Below are 21,056 nucleotides of genomic sequence, written 5' to 3' on the forward strand. Positions count from 1 at the left end.
CGGCATTGCCGTTCAGGCCAAGATCATTTTCCGACTAACGGCCGTCCTCGGCGGCCTGCCGGCGCGTCCCAGGGAAACACTCTCAAAAGAAAAATGCCCGACGCGTTGCGCCGGGCATTTTCCGATTTCAGGCGTTTGTCGGCTTATTGTTCGAAGTAGGTGTACTTGCCGTCGTCACCCTTCTTCCAGGTGTAGAGGACGTAGTCGGGGCGGGTAATGTCGCCCTTCGCATCATAGCCGATGTCGCCGATCGCGGTCTTCCAGGGGCCGCTCGCCTTGATCTCTGCTGCAACCTTCTGCGCGTCGTCGGCCGAGCCGACCTTAGCGGCGGCGGCGGCGACGATCTGCATGGCGGCGTAGGAGTAGAGCGTATAGGCTTCAGGCTCGAAACCGGCGGCACGGAACTTCTCGACGAGTTCCTTGGCGTTCGGGTTCTTGCGCGGATCGGGAGCGAACGTCATCAGCGTGCCGTTGACGGCGTCACCGGCGATCGAGGCCAGCTCGTTCGACACGATGCCGTCGCCCGACATGAACTGGGCCTTGAGGCCCTGGTCCGCGAGCTGGCGCATGATCAGGCCGGCTTCCGTATGCAGGCCACCGTAGTAGACGACGCTGACGCCGGCTTCCTTCATCTTGGCGATGAGAGCCGAGAAGTCCTTGTCGCCGACATTGATGCCTTCATACATGGCTTCGGTGACGCCGTCGGCGTTGAGCGCCTTCTTGGTTTCGTCGGCGAGACCCTGGCCATAAGGCGTCTTGTCGTGGACGACGGCGATCTTGGCGTCCTTGAAGTTCTTGGCGAGATAGTCGCCGGCAACCTTGCCCTGCTGGTCGTCGCGTCCGCAGGTGCGGAACGTGTTCCACAGGCCGCGCTCGGTCAGTTGCGGGTTGGTCGCCGAAGGCGTGATGACGAGAATGCCGTTCTCGGCATAGACATCCGACGCCGGAATGGTGACGCCCGAGTTGAAGTGGCCGATGACATACTTGACGCCGTCGGCGACGAACTTGTTGGCGACCGAGATGCCCTGCTTCGGATCCGAGACGTCGTCACCGACTTCGAGCTTGATCTGCTGGCCGTTGATGCCGCCCGCCGCGTTGATGTCGGCGGCAGCCTGCTCGGCGCCCTTCTGCAGCTGCGCGCCGAAGGCTGCGTTCGGGCCGGTGATCGGACCGGCAACGCCGATCAGAATGTCAGCCCACGCGCTGCCGCTGAACGCGACAAGCGCGGTCAGTGCGACGGCGGACAAGAGTGACTTTTTCATATAAACGCTCCCATTTACGGAGTGGGCGTGGATGATACTTTCATGCGATGCCCACCCTTATCGCAGAAAGCACAGTTTGCCGATTTTCAGGCACTTGTCACGCCGATTCATCCCCGAAACGGCGTTAATCATGAACGTTAGCCTTTCGGCTTCCAGCTCAAAAGCGATGCTCTTTCATAGAGCCAATTATACTGCGTAACCATCTGGTTGGTGCGCGTGTATTGATAGCCGATGAACCCAAGTATCATCAGCACGATGGTGTCGACGATGTAGTAATGCAGCGAGAACATCGTGCCGCCGAACAGCGCGTGATGGATGAAGCGTATGCCGATGCCGAGGCCCAGCATATAGGCGAACAGTTGCAGGAAGCTGCGCCATGTCTGGGCGCTGGCCTTGCCCGTCATCCACGCCGCCCAGCCGCCAAGCAGACAGGTGACGAAAAAGAACTGCCAGATCGAGGGTTCCTCGTAGAGAATGCCCTGCATGATTGATGTCTCCTAGGCTCAGTGATGGCCGCCTTCGAGATAGGCGGCGCGCACTTCCGGATTGGCGAGCAGTTCCTTGCCGGTGCCGCTCATCGTCACGTTGCCGTTGACCATGACATAGGCGCGCGTGGCGAGCTTGAGCGCGCCGAAGGCGTTCTGCTCGACCAGGAACACAGTCAGACCCTGCGTGCGGTTCAGTTCGCGGATGGCATCGAAGATCTGCTTGACGATCAGTGGCGCCAGACCCAGCGACGGTTCGTCGAGCAAAAGCAGCTTCGGCCGTGCCATCAGCGCGCGTCCGATCGACAGCATCTGCTGCTCGCCACCGGACAGCGTGCCGCCGCGCTGAGCGATGCGCTCCTTGAGCCGTGGAAACAGCGTGAACACCTTCTCGACGTCCTCGTCATAGTGCTTGAGGTTGTCGAGGCTGGCACCCATCTGGAGGTTTTCCATCACCGTCATGCGCGGGAAGATGCGCCGGCCCTCGGGTGACTGGGCGATGCGCATGCGCGCGATCTCGTGCGTCGGCATCTGGGTGATGTCGGTGCCGGCGAAGGTGATTGTGCCCGCGCGAGCGCGTGGGGCGCCAAAGATGGTCATCATCAGCGTCGACTTGCCGGCGCCGTTGGCACCGATCAGCGCGACGATCTCGCCTTCGTTGACGGTGACGTCGACGCCGTTCAGCGCCCGTATGTTGCCGTAAAAGGTCTGGACGCCCTTGATATCGAGCAATGTTGGGCCGGCCATTATTTGCGTCCTCCGCGCTTGCCCGCGACAGGCTTGGCCGCGGCCTTTCCGGAAGCCGCGCCAGCGGTCTCCCCGGAAGCTGCATTGGCAGTCTTTCCCGAAGCATGGCTGGTCGCCGCCTTGCCGGCATCGACGCGGCGCGAGAATTCCGTGCCCTTGCCCTGGCTGAGAAGCTTGGCCTGCTTGACCCATTCCTCACGTGCAATGCGCCCGTCAAAGGCGAGATAGGCTTCAGCGGCCTCGACATCGGCCTTCTTCCAGGCGCCGATCTGGTCGAAGTGGAAAATGCCGTGTTCGTTGAGCTTCTTCTCGTTGACCGTGCCGATGCCCTTGATGCGGGTCAGATTGTCGGCCTTGCCCGCCCGAGGGGCAGCCAGGCGGTTCGAAATGCCTTCGGCCTGCGCCGCGGGCGCCTTGGCGGCCGCTTTCTTCGCCGCCGGCTTTGCCGCAGCCGGTTTTGCCGGCGAAGCGGACTTTGCAGCAGCGGGTCTGGTGGCAACGCTCGCCGCGCGCGCATCGATCTGCGCCGCCTTGGAAGCGCCCTTCGACACCGTGACGCGCTCGCCCTCGCTGTGGCCGATCGTGTCGCTCACCGGTCCGGCGAGATATGAAGCCGAGGTGCCGGGGCCGTGCGCGGAGTCGGGACCGGTATCCAGCTGTTCGATGACGTCTTCGTCGCCGACCTCGGTCAGCACCGTCTCGACCTCCTCGTCGTCGACACCGAGATAGGCGGCGATGACGCGCGGATCGGTGCGCACCGATTGCGGACTGCCGTCGGAGATCTTGCGGCCATATTCGAGCACCACGACATGGTCGGAGATTTGCATGACAACCGACATGTCGTGCTCGATCAGCAAGATCGAGGTGCCGGTGTTGTTCTTGATGTCCATCAGCAGCTCGTTGAGTGCTGCCGATTCCTTCGGGTTGAGACCGGCGGCCGGCTCGTCGAGGCAGAGAAGTTCTGGCCCGGTGCACATGGCACGCGCAATCTCCAGGCGCCGCTGCGCGCCATAGGGCAGGTCGCCGGCCGGATCGTCGGCCCGATCGACGAGATTGGCCTTCTCCAGCCAATGCCTGGCCAGATCGATCGATTCGGCAGATGCCTTGCGGTAGCTCGGGAAGCCGAACAGGCCGAGCAGCGTATAGCCCGACGCCTTCATCAGCTTGTTATGCTGGGCGACCAGCAGGTTCTCGAGCAGCGTCATGCCCGAGAACAGGCGGATGTTCTGGAAGGTGCGCGCCACCTTGGCGCGCGCTGGAATCTCATGGTTTGGCAAACGTTCGAGCATGAAGCTCGAACCATCGGCCCGGTTGAGCGTGATCATGCCTTCCGACGGTTTGTAGAAGCCGGTGATACAGTTGAACACCGTGGTCTTGCCGGCGCCGTTCGGGCCGATCAAGGCGGTGATCTCGCCGCGTCGGGCCTGGAAGGACAGGTCGCCGATGGCGACCAGGCCACCGAACTTCATCGACAGATGCTCGACCTGCAGGATGGCTTCGTTCATGCCCGGGTTGGCCTTCTGAATCGGGTTCGTATTCATCAGCCGTGTCCCTCCTTGGTGAAGGAGCCCGAGACGGCCCTTCGCTCCTTGAGGAAGGCTGTCGGCTCGCGGCTGCCGACGAAGCCACGCGGCTTCCACAGCATGACCACGACCATGGCTATGCCGAACAACAGCATGCGATAAAGCTCCGGGGTGAAATCAGGGCCGAAGATCGCCTTGAGGAAGTCCAGCTCGCGCAGGATTTCGGTGCCACCGATCATCACCAGCGCCGCAACGGCGATGCCGCCCAGCGAGCCCATGCCGCCCAGCACGACGATGGCAAGGATGATCGCCGATTCCAGGAAGACGAAGGATTCCGGGCTGACGAAACCTTGCCGTGCGGCAAAGAACGAACCGGCAAAGCCGCCAAACATGGCGCCGGTGGCAAAGGCGGTCAGCTTGGTGGTGGTGGTGTTGATGCCGAGCGAGCGGCAGGCGATCTCGTCCTCGCGCAGGGCCTCCCAGGCGCGCCCGACCGGCAGGCGACGCAGCCTGATGGTGACGAACGCGGTGAGGAAGCAGAGCCCCAGGATCAGGTAATAGAGGAAGATCTTGTAGTAGGCGCCCGACTGGGCGATGCCGAGCACTTTGGCGATGTAGTTCGGGTCCGAGACGTTGAACGACATCAGGCCGAAGAAGGTGACCTTGGGGATGCCGGAAATGCCGGCCGAGCCGTTGGTCACTTCGCGCCAGTTGATCAGCACCAGGCGGATGATCTCGCCGAAGGCCAGTGTGACGATCGCCAGATAGTCACCGCGCAGGCGCAGCACCGGAAAGCCGAGCATCACGCCCCAGAACGCCGCCATCATGCCGGCGGCCGGCAGCAGGATCCAGAACGACAGTCCGAAATGCGTGCCGAGCAGCGCATAGGCGTAGGCGCCGACCGCGTAGAACGCGACGTAGCCGAGGTCGAGCAGGCCGGCGAGGCCGATGACGATGTTCAGGCCCCAGGCCAGCATCACGTAGATCAGGATCTGGATGCCGAAATTATCGACCCACTTCAACGAGCCTTGAAAGCCGACCAGCAGAACGATCACGATCGGATACACCAGAAGCACGGCGACGCCGATCTTGTTGAAGTTCCGGCGCAGGAAGCCGGGCGCCGTCACGGCGGCGGCGGGAGCCTGAGCCTTTTCCGCCTTCGCCCGCTCCATCGCCGGCTGCGCGAAGCCGACATAGAGGAAGCGGCCGACGGCGGTGAGGATGACCACCGCGGCAAGTAGGCCCCAGCGCTGCACCAGGATCAGCTCGTTCGAAATGTTCTGATCGGTCTTCAGGCCGATGAACAGCACGAACAGGCCAAGCGAAATGGCGCCGGCATAGAACGCCTCGCGAAGGGCGCGTTGAATGGGCGTGGCGACGACGTCGCGCTCCGGAGTAACGGTAACCGCCATGATCTCAGACCTTTTCGACTTCTGGCCGGCCCAGAATGCCGGAAGGCAGGAAGATCAGCACGATCGCCAGGATGGAGAAGGCGGCGACGTCCTTGTAGTCGATCGAGAAATAGGCCGACCACATGCTCTCGATGAAGCCGATCAGGAGCCCGCCGAGCACGGCGCCCGGCAGCGAACCGATGCCGCCGAGAACGGCCGCGGTGAACGCTTTGACACCCGGCGTGAAGCCGTCGGAAAACACCACCACGCCGTAGTACATCAGGAACAGCGTGCCGGCCACGGCGGCCAGCGCGGCGCCCATGATGAAGGTGATCGAGATGGTGCGGTCGACGTCGATGCCGAGCAACGCCGCCATCTTGCGGTCCTGTTCACAGGCGCGCTGCGCTCGACCGAGCGCGGTCTTGTTGACCAGGTACCAGAAGATCGCCAGCAGGATCGCGGTGACCACGACGATGATGATCTGCTTCAGCGACACGCTGACGCCAGCGATGTCGTAGACCTTGGACACCATCGGCGGGACCGGCTTGTTGCGCGGGCCCTGCGTCACCTGGACGAAGTTGGACAGCGCGATCGACATGCCGATGGCGGTGATCAGCGGCGCCAGCCGGAACGACCCGCGCAGCGGCCGGTACGCCACCTTCTCGATCGTCCAGTTGTAGAGGCTGGTGAGCAGCATCGCGACGACCATCATGATCAGCAGCGCGACGACGATCGGCACCGAATAGAACAACGCGCCGAGGACGAGGAAAACGATGAGGGCGGTGAAGGCGCCGACCATGAAGATATCGCCATGGGCGAAATTGATCATGCCGATGATGCCGTAGACCATCGTGTAGCCGATTGCGATCAGCCCATAGATCGATCCCAGCGTCAGCCCATTGATAAGCTGCTGGACAAAGTACTGCATGTGTACATGGCTCCCCTGGAATGTCGCCCATGCAGACGCATTCCTTTTCGTATTTCCCCTAGTCGTAAAGTTTCGAGCCCGGATTGCAACGTGATTTTTCAACCGTCATGCGTGTTTTGGCGGCACGCCATCCGATTGCCCTTTTTTCCCATCCGGCTCCTGGACTATCGCGGACCCTAGCATTGGCATAACGCAATGTCTTTGACGATTCGACCGCATCATGCGCTCCGTTTCGAAGAAATCGCCGTCAAAATTAGGTGATGAGAGGAATCGTTGCGTTCCTGACACGATCCGTTTTTTCGCTGCACTGCTTTCCGCAGGGTCAGGATTCCCTTTACTTGACCACAAAACCGTGCGCGAACGGATCGCGGTCGTCGATGAAGATGGTGTTCAATCCGGTCATCCGCGCCCAGCCGCCGATCGAGGGGACGATGACTCCTCCGGCTCAGTAGGCAGACCCGCCATTCTCGCTCAGGACATGCCGCTCGGTGCCATTAAGGGGAGGGTTGAATACGCTGACTAGGATCATATCGCCGGCAGCGTCGGCACGCAGATAGTGATCGTCATGTTCATTGAGCACATAGATCGTGCCCGGTTCGATACGATGCACTTCACCGGACATGTCTTCGACTTCACCGGAGCCGGCGACGCAGTAGCAGGCCTCCAAATGCCGCCGATAGTGGAGACGTGATTCGCTGCCTGCCCGCACGACGGTATGACAGACAGTAAACCCCATGCCGTCCTTTTGTGTCAGCAGGCGATGGCTGGTGCCATTGCCCCAATCAACGAAGAAGTCAGATTTTTCTACATCAACCAATTGTCTTGTAAACATGATCTCTCCCGCTGCGGCCATGGATCTGGAGTGCTGAATGCCCCCAGGATCGGGCTGCAGGAGTGCCGCAACGCATGCAGGCTTTCAAATGATTGCTTCTCACCTGATATGTTAGTAAATTTTACACATGGAATATGTCCCGCTCAACGCCGTCCGTGCTTTCGAGGCCGCTGCGCGCCATTTGAGTTTCTCCGCTGCCGGCGAGGAACTTCATGTCACGCACCCGGCGATCAGCCACCAGATAAGGCGGCTGGAGGAGTGGCTGGGCGTGTCCCTCTTCCACCGGGATGCGCGCAAGGTACGACTGACGGATGCCGGGATGATCCTTCAGGCAACGGCGAGCGGGGCACTTGCCGAACTCGGCGCCACGTGCCGGCGCATTCGGCGTAATGCAGCTGTGGCGACCGTGTCCGTGGGGTGCATACCTTCCATTGCCAGCCGCTGGCTCGTGCCCCGCCTGCCGGACTTCAGTGCCAGCCATCCCGATATCGGCATGCGGGTCGCTTACGCCCGGGCAGAGGAGAGGCTCGGCGATGGTGAGAGCGATGTGCTGATCACGCTTGGAGCCGATCCGACGCCCGGCGTTACCAGTCTCAAGCTCTTTTCTCGCCTGAACCGGCCGGTGTGCAGCCCCCAGTACTTCGCCGGCAACGACTATCTGCGAACACCTGCCGGGATCGCTGGCGCGGACCTGCTGCATGACGAGAACCGCGAAGGCTGGCGGGAGTGGTTCTCCGAGGCCGGACTACCCAATTTCGATGTAGGCAACGGACCCGTCTTCGCCGACTTCAACATTCTTGCAACGGCGGTCATCGCCGGTCACGGTGTGGCGCTTTGTCCAGTCGACGTTTTTCGTGACGAGTTGAAGCGCGGCGACCTGATCGTCTTGTCGCAGGTCGCAACCAACCGCGACAAGGGCTACTTCCTGACGATGTCGGTGGACGCCTCGCCCGCCGCGCTTACCTTCGCCGAATGGTTCCGCCAGGCGGTCTCGGTCGATGCCGGGACAGACGATCAGCAGGTCTGAACGTGCGGTATCACTTGACCACAAAACCATGCGCGAACGGATCGCGGTCGTCGATGAAGATGGTGTTCAATCCGGTCATCCGCGCCCAGCCGCCGATCGAGGGAATGATGGCCGGTTTGCCGGCAACGGTGGCGTCCTTTTCGACCTTGCCCTTGAACAGCGAACCGATGATCGATTCATGGACGAAACTGTCGCCGGCCTTCAGTTTGCCCTTGGCGTGAAGCTGCGCCATGCGCGCCGAGGTGCCGGTGCCGCAAGGTGAGCGGTCGATCGCCTTGTCGCCGTAGAAGACGGCATTGCGAGCGTCGGTTCCCCCCACCGTGGGCTTCCCGGTCCACAGCATGTGCGACAGCCGGTTGATATCAGGGTTTTCCGGATGCACGAAGGAGTACTTTTCGTTGAGCCGTTGCCGCACCACCGGGCTCCAGGCGATGAAGTCGCCGGCCGAATAATCGGCCATGTCGCGGTAGTTCTTCTGCGGCTCGACAATGGCGTAGAAATTGCCGCCATAGGCGACGTCGACCGTGATTTCGCCGAGTTGCGGGCATTCGACCGTCAACCCTTCGGCATAGAGGAAGGACGGCACGTTGGTGATGCGCACCTCCTCGACATAGTCGCCGACCTGCTTGTATTCGGCGATCACCAGACCGGCCGGCGTGTCGAGCCTGAGCACGCCCGGCGTCTTCGGCTTGATCAGACCGTGCTCGATGGCCATCGTCACCGTGCCGATGGTGCCGTGGCCGCACATCGGCAGGCAGCCCGAGGTTTCGATGAACAGGATGGCGATGTCGCAGTCGTCGCGCGTCGGCGGATAGAGGATCGAGCCGGACATCACGTCATGGCCACGCGGCTCGAACATCAGCCCGGTGCGGATCCAGTCATATTCGGCCAGAAAATGCGCCCGCCGCTCCATCATCGTCGACCCCTGCAGCAGCGGGCCGCCGCCGGCGACCAGCCGCACCGGATTGCCGCAGGTGTGGCCGTCTATGCAGAAGAAAGATTTCTTGGCCATGACGCTCCTCGAAAAAATCAAAACCGTAGTGGACTGAAGGGGGCCAGATCGATCGGTGGAGTCTGCCCCAGGACGAGTCCGCGGATCAACCGCCCGGTTGCCGCCGCCTGGGTCAGGCCGAGATGGCCGTGGCCGAAGGCATAGACCACCGACCGGCCTCCTGGCGCACGGCCTATGACGGGCACCGAATCCGGCAGCGAGGGACGGAACCCCATCCATTCGCGCCCGCCGACCGGATCGAGCCCCGGCAGGAATTTCTGCGCCTTCTGCAGCAGCGCTTTCGAGCGGTCGTAATTGGGCGGCCGTTCGATGCCGCCCAGTTCGACGGCGCCGCCGACACGCAGGCCCGTTTCGAGCGGTGTGATGACGAAGCCATGTCCGGAGAAGATCAGCTGCCGCTTCACGTCGAAGGCGCCCTTCGGCAGCGTCGTGTTGTAGCCGCGTTCGGTTTCGAGCGGAATGCGATCACCGAGCTGCCTCGCCAGCAGATGCGACCATGCGCCGGCGGCGACGACGAGGTGCCTGGCTCGCCGGGTCGTGCCATCCGCCAGCGTCAGCGCAGCTTCGTCCTGGTTCGCCGCGACGCGATCGATGCGGGCCATTTCAAAGCGTGCGCCCTTGGCCTGTGCATAGGCCCACACCGCCTTGCCCAGCAGTTTCGGATCGGCGACCGTCTTCCATCCCGGCACGAAGGTGCCCTTGACGAAGCGCGGCGAAAGTCCCGGTTGCAAGGTCGCAATGTCTTCGCCCTCGACATGGCGAAAGCCGATGTCGAAACGCGCGCGTGCCGCCCAGCCCGGCAGCGAGGCGCGGAACTCGGCTTCGCTTTCGTAGAGTTCGAGCGAGCCGTCCTCGCGCAGCATCGGCCGCGTGCCGGAGCGATCGAGCAGGCCCATCCATTCCGCCTCGGCGAGCTTCATCATGCCAGCCTGAGCGGCGAGGCCCGCCTCGTATTTTTCCGGCGCACCGGCGCGCCAGAAGCGGATCAGCCAGGGCAGAAGCCTGGGTAGATAGGCTGGCGGGACGCTGAGTGGTCCGAGCGGATCGGCCAGCCATTTCGGCAGCTGCCGGATCATGCCCTTGTGCGCCAGCGGCAGCACGTCGGAGAAGGCAAAGGCAGCGGCATTGCCGGAGCTCGTCTCCTCGCAGATGCCCGTCCGATCGAAGATGGTGACCTTGCGCCCCGCCTCGGCGAGGAAGGCCGCGGCGCAGATGCCGATGATGCCGCCACCGATGATGGCAACGTCGAGTTGGGTGCCGCTTTCGCTGCTCACGTGCGGCCACCCATCTTGTGGTGAGGGAGCATATGAATGAACCCTATGCGAACGCCAGGACTACAGCCTCAAAACTTCGGCAGCGTCGGCCGCACCGCGAGCGCGTCCTTGATGATCTTTTCGACCGCCTTGCGGCGCTCGCCCGACAGCGGCTGGCGCGGCATGCGCACGCGATCGTTGGTTTGAATGGCGAACACTTCGGCAAGCTTGATGTTCTGCACCAGATAGGTCGAGACGTCGAGATCGAGCAGCGGCCGGAACCAGCGGTAGATGGCGAGCGCCTCCTCGCGACGGCCCTGCTGCATAAGCTGGTAGATGGCGACGGTTTCGCGCGGGAAGGCGGTGACCAGCCCGGCCACCCAGCCGATGGCGCCGACCGACAAAGCCTCGAAGGCGAGATTGTCGACGCCGGTGAACAGATCGTAGCGGCTGCCGAGGCGATTGATGATCTCGGTCGAGCGGCGGATGTCGTCGGAGGATTCCTTGATGGCGACGAAGCGCTTGTCCGATGCCAGTTCCTCCATCTGGTCGACGGTGACGTCGACGCGGTAGGCGAGCCGGTTGGAATAGATCATGACGGGCAGGTCGCCGGCCTCGGCGACGGCGCGCAGGGCCGCGACCGTCTCTTCCGCATTGGTGTGGTAGATCGGGCTCGGCACCACCATCAGGCCATTGGCGCCCTCTTTGGCGGCGCGCCGAGCGATGCTGGCGGCCTCACGCGTGCCGGCCTCGTTGACCGTCAGCAGCACCGGCTTCTTGCCGGCGACCTTCTGCGCGGTCTTCAGAACCTCGATCTTCTCGTCATGGGAAAGCATCGGCCCCTCGCCAAGCGATCCGCAGACGATGATGCCGTCGCAGCCGGCCTCCATCTGCAGGCCAAAGCAGCGCTCCATCTCGGCATGGTCGAGGCGGTCGTCCGCGGTGAATTTCGTCGTAACGGCGGGGAAAACTCCGGTCCACATGGTCATTGCTCCATCTGATATATCAGCCGTATATCTGTTAAGAAACCTTCTGTCAATGCGGATTCTCCTGTGATATATCTAAAATATATCAATAGAGCGCGTTTGATATCCATGGAAGCAAGCATCGCATCCGAGCCGGCAGCGGCCAAAGCCTACCGTGTGCTGGAGCACATGATCGTCACGCTGGAGCTGGCCCCGGCGAGCTTTGTCACCGAGGGCACCCTGATCGAGAGGCTGGCGCTTGGCCGCACGCCGGTGCGCGAGGCGATCCAGCGGCTGGCCTGGGAAGGGCTGCTTGACGTGCGGCCCCGCGCCGGCATCGCGATCGCGCCGCTCCATCCCGGCGACTGGCTGCGCGTGCTCGACGCGCGCCGCGGCGTCGAGGTGGTCCTGGCCCGTTCGGCCGCCCGCTTCGTCACCCGCGAAGCCGCCGACCTTTTTCATGAAGCCGCCCTTGCCATGCAGAAGGCGGTGATCTCGGGCAATGTGCTCGCCTTCATCCAGGCCGACAAGGCGCTCGACGAGGCGCTGGCGCTCGCCGCCGACAACCCGTTCGCCGCCCGGCTGGCCGCCCCTCTGCAGACCCACAGCCGCCGCTTCTGGTTCCGCTACAAGGCCGACACTGGCCTTGCCGAATCCGCCGAACATCATGTCGCGTTGATCCGCTCGATTCTCGACGGCGACGAGGAGGCAGCCGCCAAGGACGCCAAGCGCCTGATGGCGCTGCTGCGCGGCCATGCCGAGGTTGCTGCAACGCGCTGATCAAGCGGTTCAGATCCCTTGCGCCGGTACGGTGACGGTATTCTCCCATCCGTCACCGGTCGCGAAGATGCAGCTCCGGCCCTGCACGTCGGTTACCAGCATGGACCATGTCCCACTTGCCGAGACATAGACCTCGACAATCGCAGCTTGCCCGACCACACCGTAGCCGATCTGCTTTTGTTGAAAGGCCTTCGCCAGTCCCGCGACAAGATCACTGTGGCCGCCGCAGACGAATTGCGCCTGTGCGGACAGCGTCGACAGCGCCAGCGCCAGCGCGGCGCCGGTCGCGGCTAGCCTGATCCATCGAAACGAAAATGTGTGTGCCATTTGGCACCTCCTTCGCCTTCACGGTCCGGCAAAGGGAGGCAGAGGGGTAGCCTCAATATGCCGGAGCGTTCCAGGCCGGGTCCGACGTCTTCATCACGTCACTCCTTCTGGTTTCCGGTCTGTAGTCTGGAAATTTCCATCGCATTCCCTGAATTCGATATGGTGAGGTCCCGATTCGAAAACAAGCACCATTTCGGCCCTTGCGGCGTGCTGCGGGCCGGCGATCCGCGTCAGGTTTCGGCAGGTTCGCGAAGTGCCGCCCATTTCAGCAGGGCATCGAGGGCCGGGCATAGCGCCTGCCCCCAGTCGGTCAGGCAGTATTCGACCTTCGGCGGCACCTGATGGTGCACGATGCGGCGCACGATGCCGTCGCCCTCCATCTGTCTCAGCTGCTGGATCAGCATCTTCTGCGAGATCGCCGGGATCGCCCGTTCGAGATCGGAGAAGCGCAGCACCTTGCCGCCGAACAGGTGAAACAGGATCACCAGCTTCCAGCGGCCCTCGAGGATGCGCAGCACATTCTCCACACCGCTCGCCGCGGACAGCGGCGTCAGCGCCTCAACCTTACCTCCTGGTAAGTACCTTACTTTTTCGTCGGTTCTTGTCATTTTTTCAGCATATCGCATTTTAGGAACCGGACAAGCGCCGTGGACTTCAAGTCGACGGCAGAAACCGGAGATGAAACCATGACCGTAAAACTTCCGCAGCCGCTGATCGACTATTTCGCTGCCAAGAACAGGCACGATATCGACGCCATGCTAATCCCCTTCTCGTCGGACGCCACGGCCAAGGACGAAGGCGAAACCCATCGGGGCTCGATCGCCATCCGCGACTGGATGGAGGCAACGACACGCAAATACCAGGTGACGGTCGAGGTCGCCGACGCGACCGCCAATGGCAATGCATGGCGGATCGCCGGCATCGTCTCGGGCAATTTCCCCGGCAGCCCGGCGACGCTCCACTACAACTTCACGCTGGCCGATGATCGGATTAGGCGGCTGGAGATCGGCGCATGATCGTCCCCGGGAAATTCACGGTCGACGATCAGGAATTTGCCGGCAAGCGCGTTCTGGTCACCGGCGGCACCAAGGGTGCCGGCGAAGCCATCGTCCACCGGCTTTCTGCGGCGGGTGCGATGGTGGTCACAACCGCTCGCTCAGCGACCGAAGCGCTATCGCGGACGCTGTTCGTGCAGGCCGATGTAAGTACCTTGGCGGGCACCGAAACAGTGGCCGCGGGTGTCATGGAACAGCTTGGTGGCATCGACATCATCGTGCACAGCGTCGGCGGTTCGAAGAGTCCCGGTGGCGGATTTGCCGGACTGACGGAGCAGACCTGGCAGGAGGAACTCAGCCTCAACCTGCTCGCCGCGGTGCGGCTCGACCGCATGCTTGTACCGCATATGGTCGAGCAAGGCTCAGGCGCGATCGTCCACATTTCGTCGATCCAGCGCCGCCTGCCATTGCATGAATCCACCATCGCCTACGCAGCGGCGAAGGCAGCCCTTTCAACCTACAGCAAGGCGCTGTCCAAGGAACTCGGCCCGAAAGGCATTCGGGTCAACACAGTGGCGCCGGGCTGGATCCACACCACCGCGTCTGAGGCGATGGTTAAGCGGCTGGCTACCCATTCCGGTTCGGACGAGGAAACCGCCCGCCAGGGCATCATGGATGCGCTGGGCGGCATCCCGATCGGCCGGCCGGCACGGCCGCACGAGGTCGCCGAGTTGGTAGCATTCCTTGTCTCGGAGCGCGCCTCGGCGATCCACGGCGCCGAATACGTCATCGATGGCGGCACCGTTCCGACCGTGTAGTGCCATGCAAAAGGAAAGGGCGCGACAAAGCCGCGCCCTCAACTCGGTGGAAGTAGATGTCAGACCTCAGTTCATCGTCGGGATGACGAACTCGGCACCATCCTTGATGCCGGACGGCCAGCGCGAGGTCACCGTCTTGGTCTTGGTGTAGAAGCGGAACGCATCCGGCCCATGCTGGTTGAGGTCGCCGAAGGACGATGCCTTCCAGCCGCCGAAGGTGTAGTAGGCGATCGGCACCGGGATCGGCACGTTGACGCCGACCATGCCGACCTGGACCCGCGAGGCGAAGTCGCGCGCGGCGTCACCGTCGCGGGTGAAGATGGCGACGCCATTGCCCATCTCGTGGTCGTTGGCGAGCTTGATCGCGCTCTCATAGGTCGGCGCCCGCACCACCGAGAGCACCGGCCCAAAGATCTCTTCCTTGTAGATGCGCATGTCGGCCGTCACATTGTCGAACAGGCAGCCGCCCATGTAGTAGCCGTCCTCGTAGCCCTGCATGGAGAAGCCACGCCCGTCGACGACAAGCTTGGCGCCTTCCTTGACGCCGGTGTCGACATAGCCCTTGACGCGTTCAAGCGCCTGCGCCGTCACCAGTGGGCCGAAATCGGCGGACGAATCCGTCGACGGGCCGACCTTCAGGCTCTCGACGCGCGGGATCAGCTTTTCCATCAGCCGGTTGGCGGTATCGTTGCCGACCGGGACGGCCACCGAGATCGCCATGCAGCGCTCGCCGGCCGAGCCGTAGCCGGCGCCGATCAGCGCGTCGACGGTCTGGTCCATGTCGGCATCGGGCATGATGATCATGTGGTTCTTGGCGCCGCCGAAGCACTGCACGCGCTTGCCGGCGGCGGTGCCGCGCGAATAGATGTAATGGGCGATCGGCGTCGAGCCGACGAAGCCGATGGCCTTGATGTCGGGATCGTCGAGGATCGCGTCGACGACGTCCTTGTCGCCGTTGACGACGTTGAGGATGCCGGCCGGCAGGCCGGCCTCGAGGAACAGTTCTGCGATGCGCATCGGCACGCCCGGATCACGCTCCGACGGCTTCAGGATGAAGGCATTGCCGCAAGCGATGGCCGGCGCGATCTTCCACAACGGGATCATCGCCGGGAAGTTGAACGGCGTGATGCCGGCGACGACGCCGAGCGGCTGACGCATCGAATAGACGTCGATGCCGGGGCCGGCACCGTCGGTGAATTCACCCTTCATCATGTGCGGGGCGCCGATGCAGACCTCGACCACTTCGAGGCCGCGCTGGATGTCGCCCTTGGCGTCGGCGATTGTCTTGCCGTGCTCGCGGGCCAGGATATCGGCCAGTTCGTCATAGTCGCGGGCGACGAGTTCGAGGAACTTCATCAGCACGCGCACACGGCGCTGCGGGTTGGTGGCCGCCCATTTTGGCTGTGCCGCCTTGGCGTTCTCGACCGCCGCGCGCAGTTCCGCTTGCGAAGCCAGCGCCACCGTGCCACGCACCGAGCCGTCCATCGGCTGCATGACATCCTGCTTGCGGCCGCTGGTGCCGGCGACATGCTTGCCGCCGATGAAATGACCGTATTCGATCATGATTTCTCTCCCTTGTTTGTGATGGCGCATTGTCCGCCTTTGCGGGGCCAATGGCAACGCGAGCCAGAACGCAACCGTTGTGCGGAAAATAGATAGCAGTTGACGGAGGAGCATCAATTCTCGCAAATGATGGGATGTAAATTCTGCAGCACGGATTGAGAGATTGAGTTCCTTCACCCCCCGGGACCTTCCCCATGAACTGGGATGACGTCCGCATTTTCCTGGCGGTGGCCCGCGCCGGCCAGATCCTTGGCGCCGCCAAGCGGCTGGAACTCAACCACGCCACCGTCTCGCGCCGCATCGCCGCGCTCGAGGATGCGCTGAGGACAAAGCTGTTTCGCCGGCTGACCACCGGCAGCGAACTGACACCCGCCGGCGAGCGCTTCCTCGACATTGCCGAGCGCATGGAAGGCGACATGATCGCCGCACGCTCGACCGTCGCGGGCGAAGGCGACGATGTCTCCGGCACGGTGCGCATCGGTGCCCCGGACGGGTTTGGCGTCGCCTTCCTGGCCAAGCGTCTCGGCGCGCTGACCGCGCTGCACCGCGAACTGACGATCCAGCTCGTGCCGGTGCCGCGCTCCTTCTCCTTGTCGCGCCGCGAGGCCGACATCGCCATCACGGTCGAGCGGCCGACCGAGGGCCGGCTGGTGGCGGGAAAGCTGGTCGACTACTCGCTCGGACTGTTTGCCTCGCGCGCCTATGCGCAAGCGCACGGCTTGCCCAAGACAGCCGCCGAGCTTGGCCAGCACACCCTCATCGGCTATGTGCCGGACCTCATCGTCAGCCCCTCGCTCGACTACGCGGCCGAGTTCAGCGCCGACTGGCGCACCAGCTTTGCCATCTCCTCGGCGCTCGGCCAAGCCGAAGCGGTGCGCTCAGGCGCCGGCATCGGCATCCTGCACACCTTCATCGCCCGCTCGATGCCGGAACTGCTGTCCGTCGACGTCGTGGCGCCCATCCGCCGTGCCTACTGGCTGGTCTACCACGAATCGGTCAGGCCGCTGCGCCGCGTCCAGATCGTCGCCAGCTTCATTACCAAGGCGGTCGAGCGCGAGCGAAACTTGTTCGTTTAGACATACCGCCTTTTCCTCGCCACAAAATCGATGACTGTGACACCGGGCGCGCAATTCTGCCGGTCGCCCGGTGGAATTTCGCGCCATGGGGTGGGGACATTCAGAAAGCTGCCGGATAGATATGCGAGCCGTTCTTGCCATCCTGCCGCTGCTCTTCTTTTCGGCTTGCGCCAATCCGTGGACGAAGGTGCCGGAAGCCGAACTGCCCAAGCCGATCCGTACTGCGATGGCCCGGCCCTCGCCTCTCGTCTTCGGCAATTATTGCGGCCCCGGCACCCGCACCGGCGATCTGTCGGCCCGGCCGGTCGACCGCCTTGATGCGGCTTGCCGGACCCATGACGCCTGCTACATCGCCCGCCACAACCATTGCGACTGCGACGGCACCCTCGTCGCCTCGGCCAAAGCGATCCGCGACGACAAGACGGCGCCGCGCAAAATGCGCGGCGAGGCGGAACTCCTGATCGCCACCTTTGCCATTCCCGTTTGCAAGGTCTTCCCGCAGGGCTTCATGCCGCCGCGCGACCCGGTGCAATTGAACGCCCTGAAGGCCGGAGCGACTGGGTGAACGGCCGAGCATCCATCGCCCTCGCCCTGTTTGGCTTGGCGCTCACGGTGCTTGCCGGCTGCACCAGCGCAGGCCGCGATGCCTGCGACGTCCTGCAAGGCCAAAAAGCCTGCGCGCGCCCTTCGCTGTCGGCTGGCACATTCGGACCGCCCGCCACGCAATTCTTCGGCGACACCGGCGCCAGCGATTACGAGAAGCGGTTCCTGGCGCTGCTCGCCCACAACCAGGTCGGTGCCATGGATCGCGCCAATGGCACCGGTCCTTTCGGTCACGACTATCATGACATCCGCAACGGCAACTTCCAGGCGACCTACCGGACGCTGCGGCAACTGGCCGGGCCGGTTGCCGAAACGCACCTGCCACCGGCCGGTAGCGACAGCGGCGAGGGCCATTTCGAAGGACGCTGGCGGGTGTCGCGGCAGACCCTCTACATCGACGCGGCTGCGCGGCCCTCGGCGCCAAAGATTTTCGAGTTTTCAGGCCTGCAGGCGCGCAGCGTCGAGATCGTGCTGCGCCAGGCTGGCACACAGCCGGCCGACATCGAAGGCACATGCGACGGCGCGTTGGCGATCCATGCCGGCGGCGGTTCACGCACCATCACCATGGGCACGGCATTCCGCTTTCGCTTGTCCGGCGAGGACGACACGGTCAGCCTGTTCCCGAGCGAGACCCTGAACCGCTGCAACCTCGGCATCCGCTCCAACCTGGCCCCGACCGGCGCTCCGCTCACCATCCTGCGCGAAGAGGTCGCCGACCCGGCGCTCGCCGCCTTCGACAGTCGCTACCAACGCTGCCCGACGCCCGACGCCGCCGGTCTCGACCCCCTTGGCCGTGCCTTCTACGCCAGTCGCTGGCTGTCGCAGACCTGTGCCTTGCCGATCGGCAAGCCGCGCCTGCTGCGCAAGTCGCGTGACGGCTTCAATGCCAAGGTCGAGGCGCTGATGGGAGCGCCGCTATCCGACAGCGCCATCGACAAGGGCGATCCGGAGCTGCCTCTCGACTTCTCGAAGGCACCAAAGCTCAAGCTGATCTATTTGTCGTCGCTGGAGTTCAAGGCGGACTTTTCCGGCCGCATCATGGAACGGCTGATCCGCCACCATGCCGCCCTTGGCACCAAGGTGCGCATCCTGGTCACCGACGTGCTGGAGCGCGACAAGGACGACGCCCTGCTGCATCGACTGGCGGCCGAATTTCCCAATGTCGAGTTACAGGAATATCGCTGGCGGGCGGACCGGGGCGCCCCGATCGACGAGCAGCTGTCGCAATTGCACAAGACCCACCATGTCAAGATGCTGGCCACGCTGGCGCGGGACCCTGGCCGCTCGCGCGTCATCATCGGCGGCCGCAACATCCATGACGGCTTCCTGTTCCACCAGCCGATCGATCTGTCGCGCTATCCGGACCTGCAGCAATACGGCAAGACCGACGGGTTTTCGCTGAACTACTATTCGAACTGGAGCGACTTCGACATCGAGTTCGCCGACCCGGCCATGGTTGAGACGCTCGCGGCGCATCTGTCGACATTGTGGTTGCGCGACGCCGACACCAACATCGCGCGCCCCTTCTCCATTCCGGTCCGTTCCGATGGCCGCCGCCCGTCGGGCACGGCGCGGCACTTCATTTCCGTGCCCTACGAGGACGGCCATGCGCTGGAGGATTACTTCGTCGAACTGGTCGACGCCGCCCAGCACCATATCCAGATCGTCAATCCCTACCTCAACCTGACGCCGAAGCTTGGCCTCGCCTTCGACCGGGCGCTGGCCCGTGGCGTCAGGATCGACATTGTCGGCCGCATCGATCTCAAGGGCGATATCGGCGGCAAATTCCTCACCGCGCTCAACAAGCTGTTCGTCGAGGAATATGGCGACCGCATCAACATCCGCGAGTTCAAGGCGCCCGATGTCGTGCTGCATTCCAAGATCATGATGATCGATGAACGGCTGGTCGCCATCTCGTCGGTCAATCTCAACAACCGCAGCTTCTTCCACGACTCGGAGAACGGCATGATGGTCCTGGACCCGGCCTTCTACGCCAGGATGAAGCCGATTTATGATGACTATCTCGCCCACTCGAACCCGGTCGCCACCAAGGTGACGATACCGTGGGCCTATCGCCTGCTGTTCGACCAGGACTGGGTCAAGCAGGCGTTCTGACGAGTTTGAGCGACGGCGCGCCTTATCGCAGATAACGCTCCTGCGCCAAGGCGCGGACATCAATGTCCGGTACCCGGCTGGAGATGATGTCGGCCAAAACCTTGCCCGAGCCGCAGGCCATGGTCCAGCCGAGCGTGCCATGGCCGGTGTTGAGATAGAGGTTGGAAAGCTCGGTGCGGCCGATCAGCGGCGGGCCGTCGGGCGTCATTGGCCGCAGCCCGCACCAGAACGTCGCCTCCCGCATGGCGCCGGCGCCCGGAAAGAGATCGCCGACCGAGTATTCCAGCGTGTGCCGCCGCGATTCGTGCAGCCTGAGATCGAAGCCGGAAATTTCGGCCGTGCCGCCGACCCGGATACGGTCGCCGAGCCGGGTGATCGCCACCTTGTAGGTCTCGTCCATCACCGTCGACACCGGGGCCGCGGCGGCATCCTGGATCGGCACGGTGATCGAATAACCCTTGACCGGATAGACCGGGATCGGCCGCTTCACCCGACGCATGAACGCCGCCGAGTAACTGCCCAATGCCATCACATAGGCGTCGGCGGCTTTCCAGCCCTTGCTGGTAGAGAGATTGGCGATGCGGTTACGGCTGCGGATGACGCGCCAGATCGTCACGTCGTATTCGAACTTGACGCCGCGCGCCACGCAAAGCTCGGTCAGCCTGTCGGTGAACATCTTGCAATCGCCGGTCTCGTCGCCCGGCAGCCTGAGGCCGCCGACGAATTTCTCGCGCACCCCGGCCAGCGCCGGCTCCGCCCCGATGCAGCCGTCCTGGTCGAGGATCTCGTAGGGCACGCCATATTTCTTCAGCACCTCGACATCGCCGGCTGTGCCATCGAGCTGCTTTTGCGTGCGGAACAGCTGCAGCGTGCCCTGGGTCCGCTCGTCATAAGCGATGCCGGTGGCTTCGCGCAGCGCCTTCAGCGTGTCGCGGCTGTACTCGGCCAGCGGCACCATGCGCGATTTGTTGATCGCGTAGCGCTCGGCCGTGCAGTTGCGCAGCATCTTGACCAGCCATGTCCACATATGCGGGTCGAAGGCCGGCCGCACCACCAGCGGGCCATGCTTCATCAGCAGCCATTTGATCGCCTTCAGCGGAATGCCCGGCCCCGCCCAGGGCGAGGCATAGCCGGGCGAAATCTCGCCGGCATTGGCGAAGCTGGTTTCCAGCGCCGGGCCTTTCTGGCGGTCGATCACCGTCACCTCGTGGCCGGCCTCGGCGAGATAATACGCCGTGGTCACGCCGATCACGCCACTGCCCAGCACCATGATTTTCATCATTCACTCCTTGCCGCGCCGCGTCCTTCAGGACGCCGATGGACGCGGCCGCATTTCCGATTTGCGCATGATCCC

The 21,056-nt window shown here is 63.4% G+C and carries 21 protein-coding genes and 1 pseudogene; 7 read left to right on the top strand and 15 right to left on the bottom strand.

The window, feature by feature from the left end:
• Positions 1-143: 143 nt before the first annotated feature.
• The 8 genes and pseudogenes from BLS48_RS15360 to BLS48_RS15395 form a co-directional block, all read right to left on the bottom strand.
• Positions 144-1,262 (bottom strand): branched-chain amino acid ABC transporter substrate-binding protein, encoded by a 1,119-nt coding sequence (locus tag BLS48_RS15360; RefSeq protein ID WP_091578846.1) that lies wholly within the window; start codon positions 1,260-1,262, stop codon positions 144-146.
• A gap of 137 nt (positions 1,263-1,399) precedes the next feature.
• On the bottom strand, positions 1,400-1,747 hold the full coding sequence (locus BLS48_RS15365; RefSeq protein WP_091578847.1) for a DUF6867 family protein: 348 nt from the start codon (positions 1,745-1,747) through the stop codon (positions 1,400-1,402).
• An 18-nt stretch (positions 1,748-1,765) separates the two neighbouring features.
• Entirely contained in the window at positions 1,766-2,494 is a 729-nt protein-coding gene (locus tag BLS48_RS15370; protein WP_091578849.1) for an ABC transporter ATP-binding protein, read from the bottom strand.
• Positions 2,494-4,035, bottom strand: a complete 1,542-nt coding sequence (locus BLS48_RS15375; RefSeq protein WP_091578851.1) for an ATP-binding cassette domain-containing protein — start codon at positions 4,033-4,035, stop codon at positions 2,494-2,496. Before BLS48_RS15375 ends, BLS48_RS15370 begins: the two co-directional genes overlap by 1 nt.
• Positions 4,035-5,429, bottom strand: coding sequence for a high-affinity branched-chain amino acid ABC transporter permease LivM (livM, locus tag BLS48_RS15380; protein WP_091578853.1), 1,395 nt, complete (start codon positions 5,427-5,429; stop codon positions 4,035-4,037). The genes BLS48_RS15375 and livM overlap by 1 nt, the downstream gene beginning before the upstream one ends.
• A gap of 4 nt (positions 5,430-5,433) precedes the next feature.
• Positions 5,434-6,336 (bottom strand): branched-chain amino acid ABC transporter permease, encoded by a 903-nt coding sequence (locus BLS48_RS15385; protein WP_091578854.1) that lies wholly within the window; start codon positions 6,334-6,336, stop codon positions 5,434-5,436.
• A gap of 334 nt (positions 6,337-6,670) precedes the next feature.
• A pseudogene (locus BLS48_RS15390) lies at positions 6,671-6,769 on the bottom strand (proline racemase family protein); the annotation flags it as partial.
• Between the two features lie 12 nt (positions 6,770-6,781).
• Positions 6,782-7,168: an ectoine synthase gene (locus tag BLS48_RS15395; RefSeq protein ID WP_091578951.1), complete on the bottom strand. Its 387-nt coding sequence runs from the start codon at positions 7,166-7,168 to the stop codon at positions 6,782-6,784.
• Positions 7,169-7,295: 127 nt separating this feature from the next.
• Here BLS48_RS15395 and BLS48_RS15400 point away from each other — a divergent pair, with 127 nt between their 5' ends.
• Complete coding sequence (locus tag BLS48_RS15400; RefSeq protein WP_091578856.1) at positions 7,296-8,195, top strand: LysR substrate-binding domain-containing protein; 900 nt, start codon at positions 7,296-7,298, stop codon at positions 8,193-8,195.
• Positions 8,196-8,205: 10 nt separating this feature from the next.
• Here the strand turns inward: BLS48_RS15400 and BLS48_RS15405 are convergent, their stop codons facing one another.
• The 3 genes from BLS48_RS15405 to BLS48_RS15415 form a co-directional block, all read right to left on the bottom strand.
• Complete coding sequence (locus BLS48_RS15405; protein ID WP_091578857.1) at positions 8,206-9,207, bottom strand: 4-hydroxyproline epimerase; 1,002 nt, start codon at positions 9,205-9,207, stop codon at positions 8,206-8,208.
• Between the two features lie 17 nt (positions 9,208-9,224).
• Complete coding sequence (locus BLS48_RS15410; RefSeq protein WP_091578859.1) at positions 9,225-10,481, bottom strand: NAD(P)/FAD-dependent oxidoreductase; 1,257 nt, start codon at positions 10,479-10,481, stop codon at positions 9,225-9,227.
• Positions 10,482-10,549: 68 nt separating this feature from the next.
• Positions 10,550-11,443: a dihydrodipicolinate synthase family protein gene (locus BLS48_RS15415; protein ID WP_091578860.1), complete on the bottom strand. Its 894-nt coding sequence runs from the start codon at positions 11,441-11,443 to the stop codon at positions 10,550-10,552.
• Positions 11,444-11,554: 111 nt separating this feature from the next.
• On the opposite strand from BLS48_RS15415, the gene BLS48_RS15420 reads away from it, so the two are divergent.
• Positions 11,555-12,205 (top strand): GntR family transcriptional regulator, encoded by a 651-nt coding sequence (locus BLS48_RS15420; RefSeq protein WP_167365090.1) that lies wholly within the window; start codon positions 11,555-11,557, stop codon positions 12,203-12,205.
• A 9-nt stretch (positions 12,206-12,214) separates the two neighbouring features.
• Here BLS48_RS15420 and BLS48_RS15425 read toward each other — a convergent pair whose 3' ends face one another.
• Both BLS48_RS15425 and BLS48_RS15430 read right to left on the bottom strand, forming a co-directional pair.
• Entirely contained in the window at positions 12,215-12,532 is a 318-nt protein-coding gene (locus BLS48_RS15425) for a hypothetical protein (RefSeq protein ID WP_091578863.1), read from the bottom strand.
• Between the two features lie 230 nt (positions 12,533-12,762).
• Positions 12,763-13,140 carry a winged helix-turn-helix transcriptional regulator gene (locus tag BLS48_RS15430; protein ID WP_091578865.1) on the bottom strand — a complete coding sequence of 126 codons (378 nt, stop codon included), beginning with the start codon at positions 13,138-13,140 and terminating at the stop codon, positions 12,763-12,765.
• Positions 13,141-13,218: 78 nt separating this feature from the next.
• Here BLS48_RS15430 and BLS48_RS15435 point away from each other — a divergent pair, with 78 nt between their 5' ends.
• The gene (locus tag BLS48_RS15435) at positions 13,219-13,548 is read left to right on the top strand and encodes a nuclear transport factor 2 family protein (protein WP_091578953.1); all 330 of its coding nucleotides are present in this window, start codon (positions 13,219-13,221) and stop codon (positions 13,546-13,548) included.
• Positions 13,545-14,345, top strand: coding sequence for an SDR family oxidoreductase (locus BLS48_RS15440; protein ID WP_091578867.1), 801 nt, complete (start codon positions 13,545-13,547; stop codon positions 14,343-14,345). Before BLS48_RS15435 ends, BLS48_RS15440 begins: the two co-directional genes overlap by 4 nt.
• Positions 14,346-14,411: 66 nt before the next feature.
• Here the strand turns inward: BLS48_RS15440 and BLS48_RS15445 are convergent, their stop codons facing one another.
• Positions 14,412-15,908 (bottom strand): CoA-acylating methylmalonate-semialdehyde dehydrogenase, encoded by a 1,497-nt coding sequence (locus BLS48_RS15445; RefSeq protein WP_091578868.1) that lies wholly within the window; start codon positions 15,906-15,908, stop codon positions 14,412-14,414.
• Between the two features lie 194 nt (positions 15,909-16,102).
• Here BLS48_RS15445 and BLS48_RS15450 point away from each other — a divergent pair, with 194 nt between their 5' ends.
• The 3 genes from BLS48_RS15450 (at position 16,103) to BLS48_RS15460 (ending at position 19,702) form a co-directional block, all read left to right on the top strand.
• Positions 16,103-16,984, top strand: coding sequence for a LysR family transcriptional regulator (locus tag BLS48_RS15450; RefSeq protein WP_091578870.1), 882 nt, complete (start codon positions 16,103-16,105; stop codon positions 16,982-16,984).
• A gap of 121 nt (positions 16,985-17,105) precedes the next feature.
• Positions 17,106-17,549 (top strand): phospholipase A2 family protein, encoded by a 444-nt coding sequence (locus BLS48_RS15455; RefSeq protein ID WP_091578871.1) that lies wholly within the window; start codon positions 17,106-17,108, stop codon positions 17,547-17,549.
• Positions 17,546-19,702: a phospholipase D-like domain-containing protein gene (locus tag BLS48_RS15460; protein ID WP_091578873.1), complete on the top strand. Its 2,157-nt coding sequence runs from the start codon at positions 17,546-17,548 to the stop codon at positions 19,700-19,702. The genes BLS48_RS15455 and BLS48_RS15460 overlap by 4 nt, the downstream gene beginning before the upstream one ends.
• 22 nt (positions 19,703-19,724) lie before the next feature.
• Here BLS48_RS15460 and BLS48_RS15465 read toward each other — a convergent pair whose 3' ends face one another.
• Complete coding sequence (locus BLS48_RS15465) at positions 19,725-20,981, bottom strand: D-amino acid dehydrogenase (protein WP_091578954.1); 1,257 nt, start codon at positions 20,979-20,981, stop codon at positions 19,725-19,727.
• Positions 20,982-21,056 lie beyond the last annotated feature (75 nt).

The organism is Mesorhizobium qingshengii (genome assembly GCF_900103325.1).
GTDB classification, from domain to species: Bacteria; Pseudomonadota; Alphaproteobacteria; order Rhizobiales; family Rhizobiaceae; genus Mesorhizobium; species Mesorhizobium qingshengii.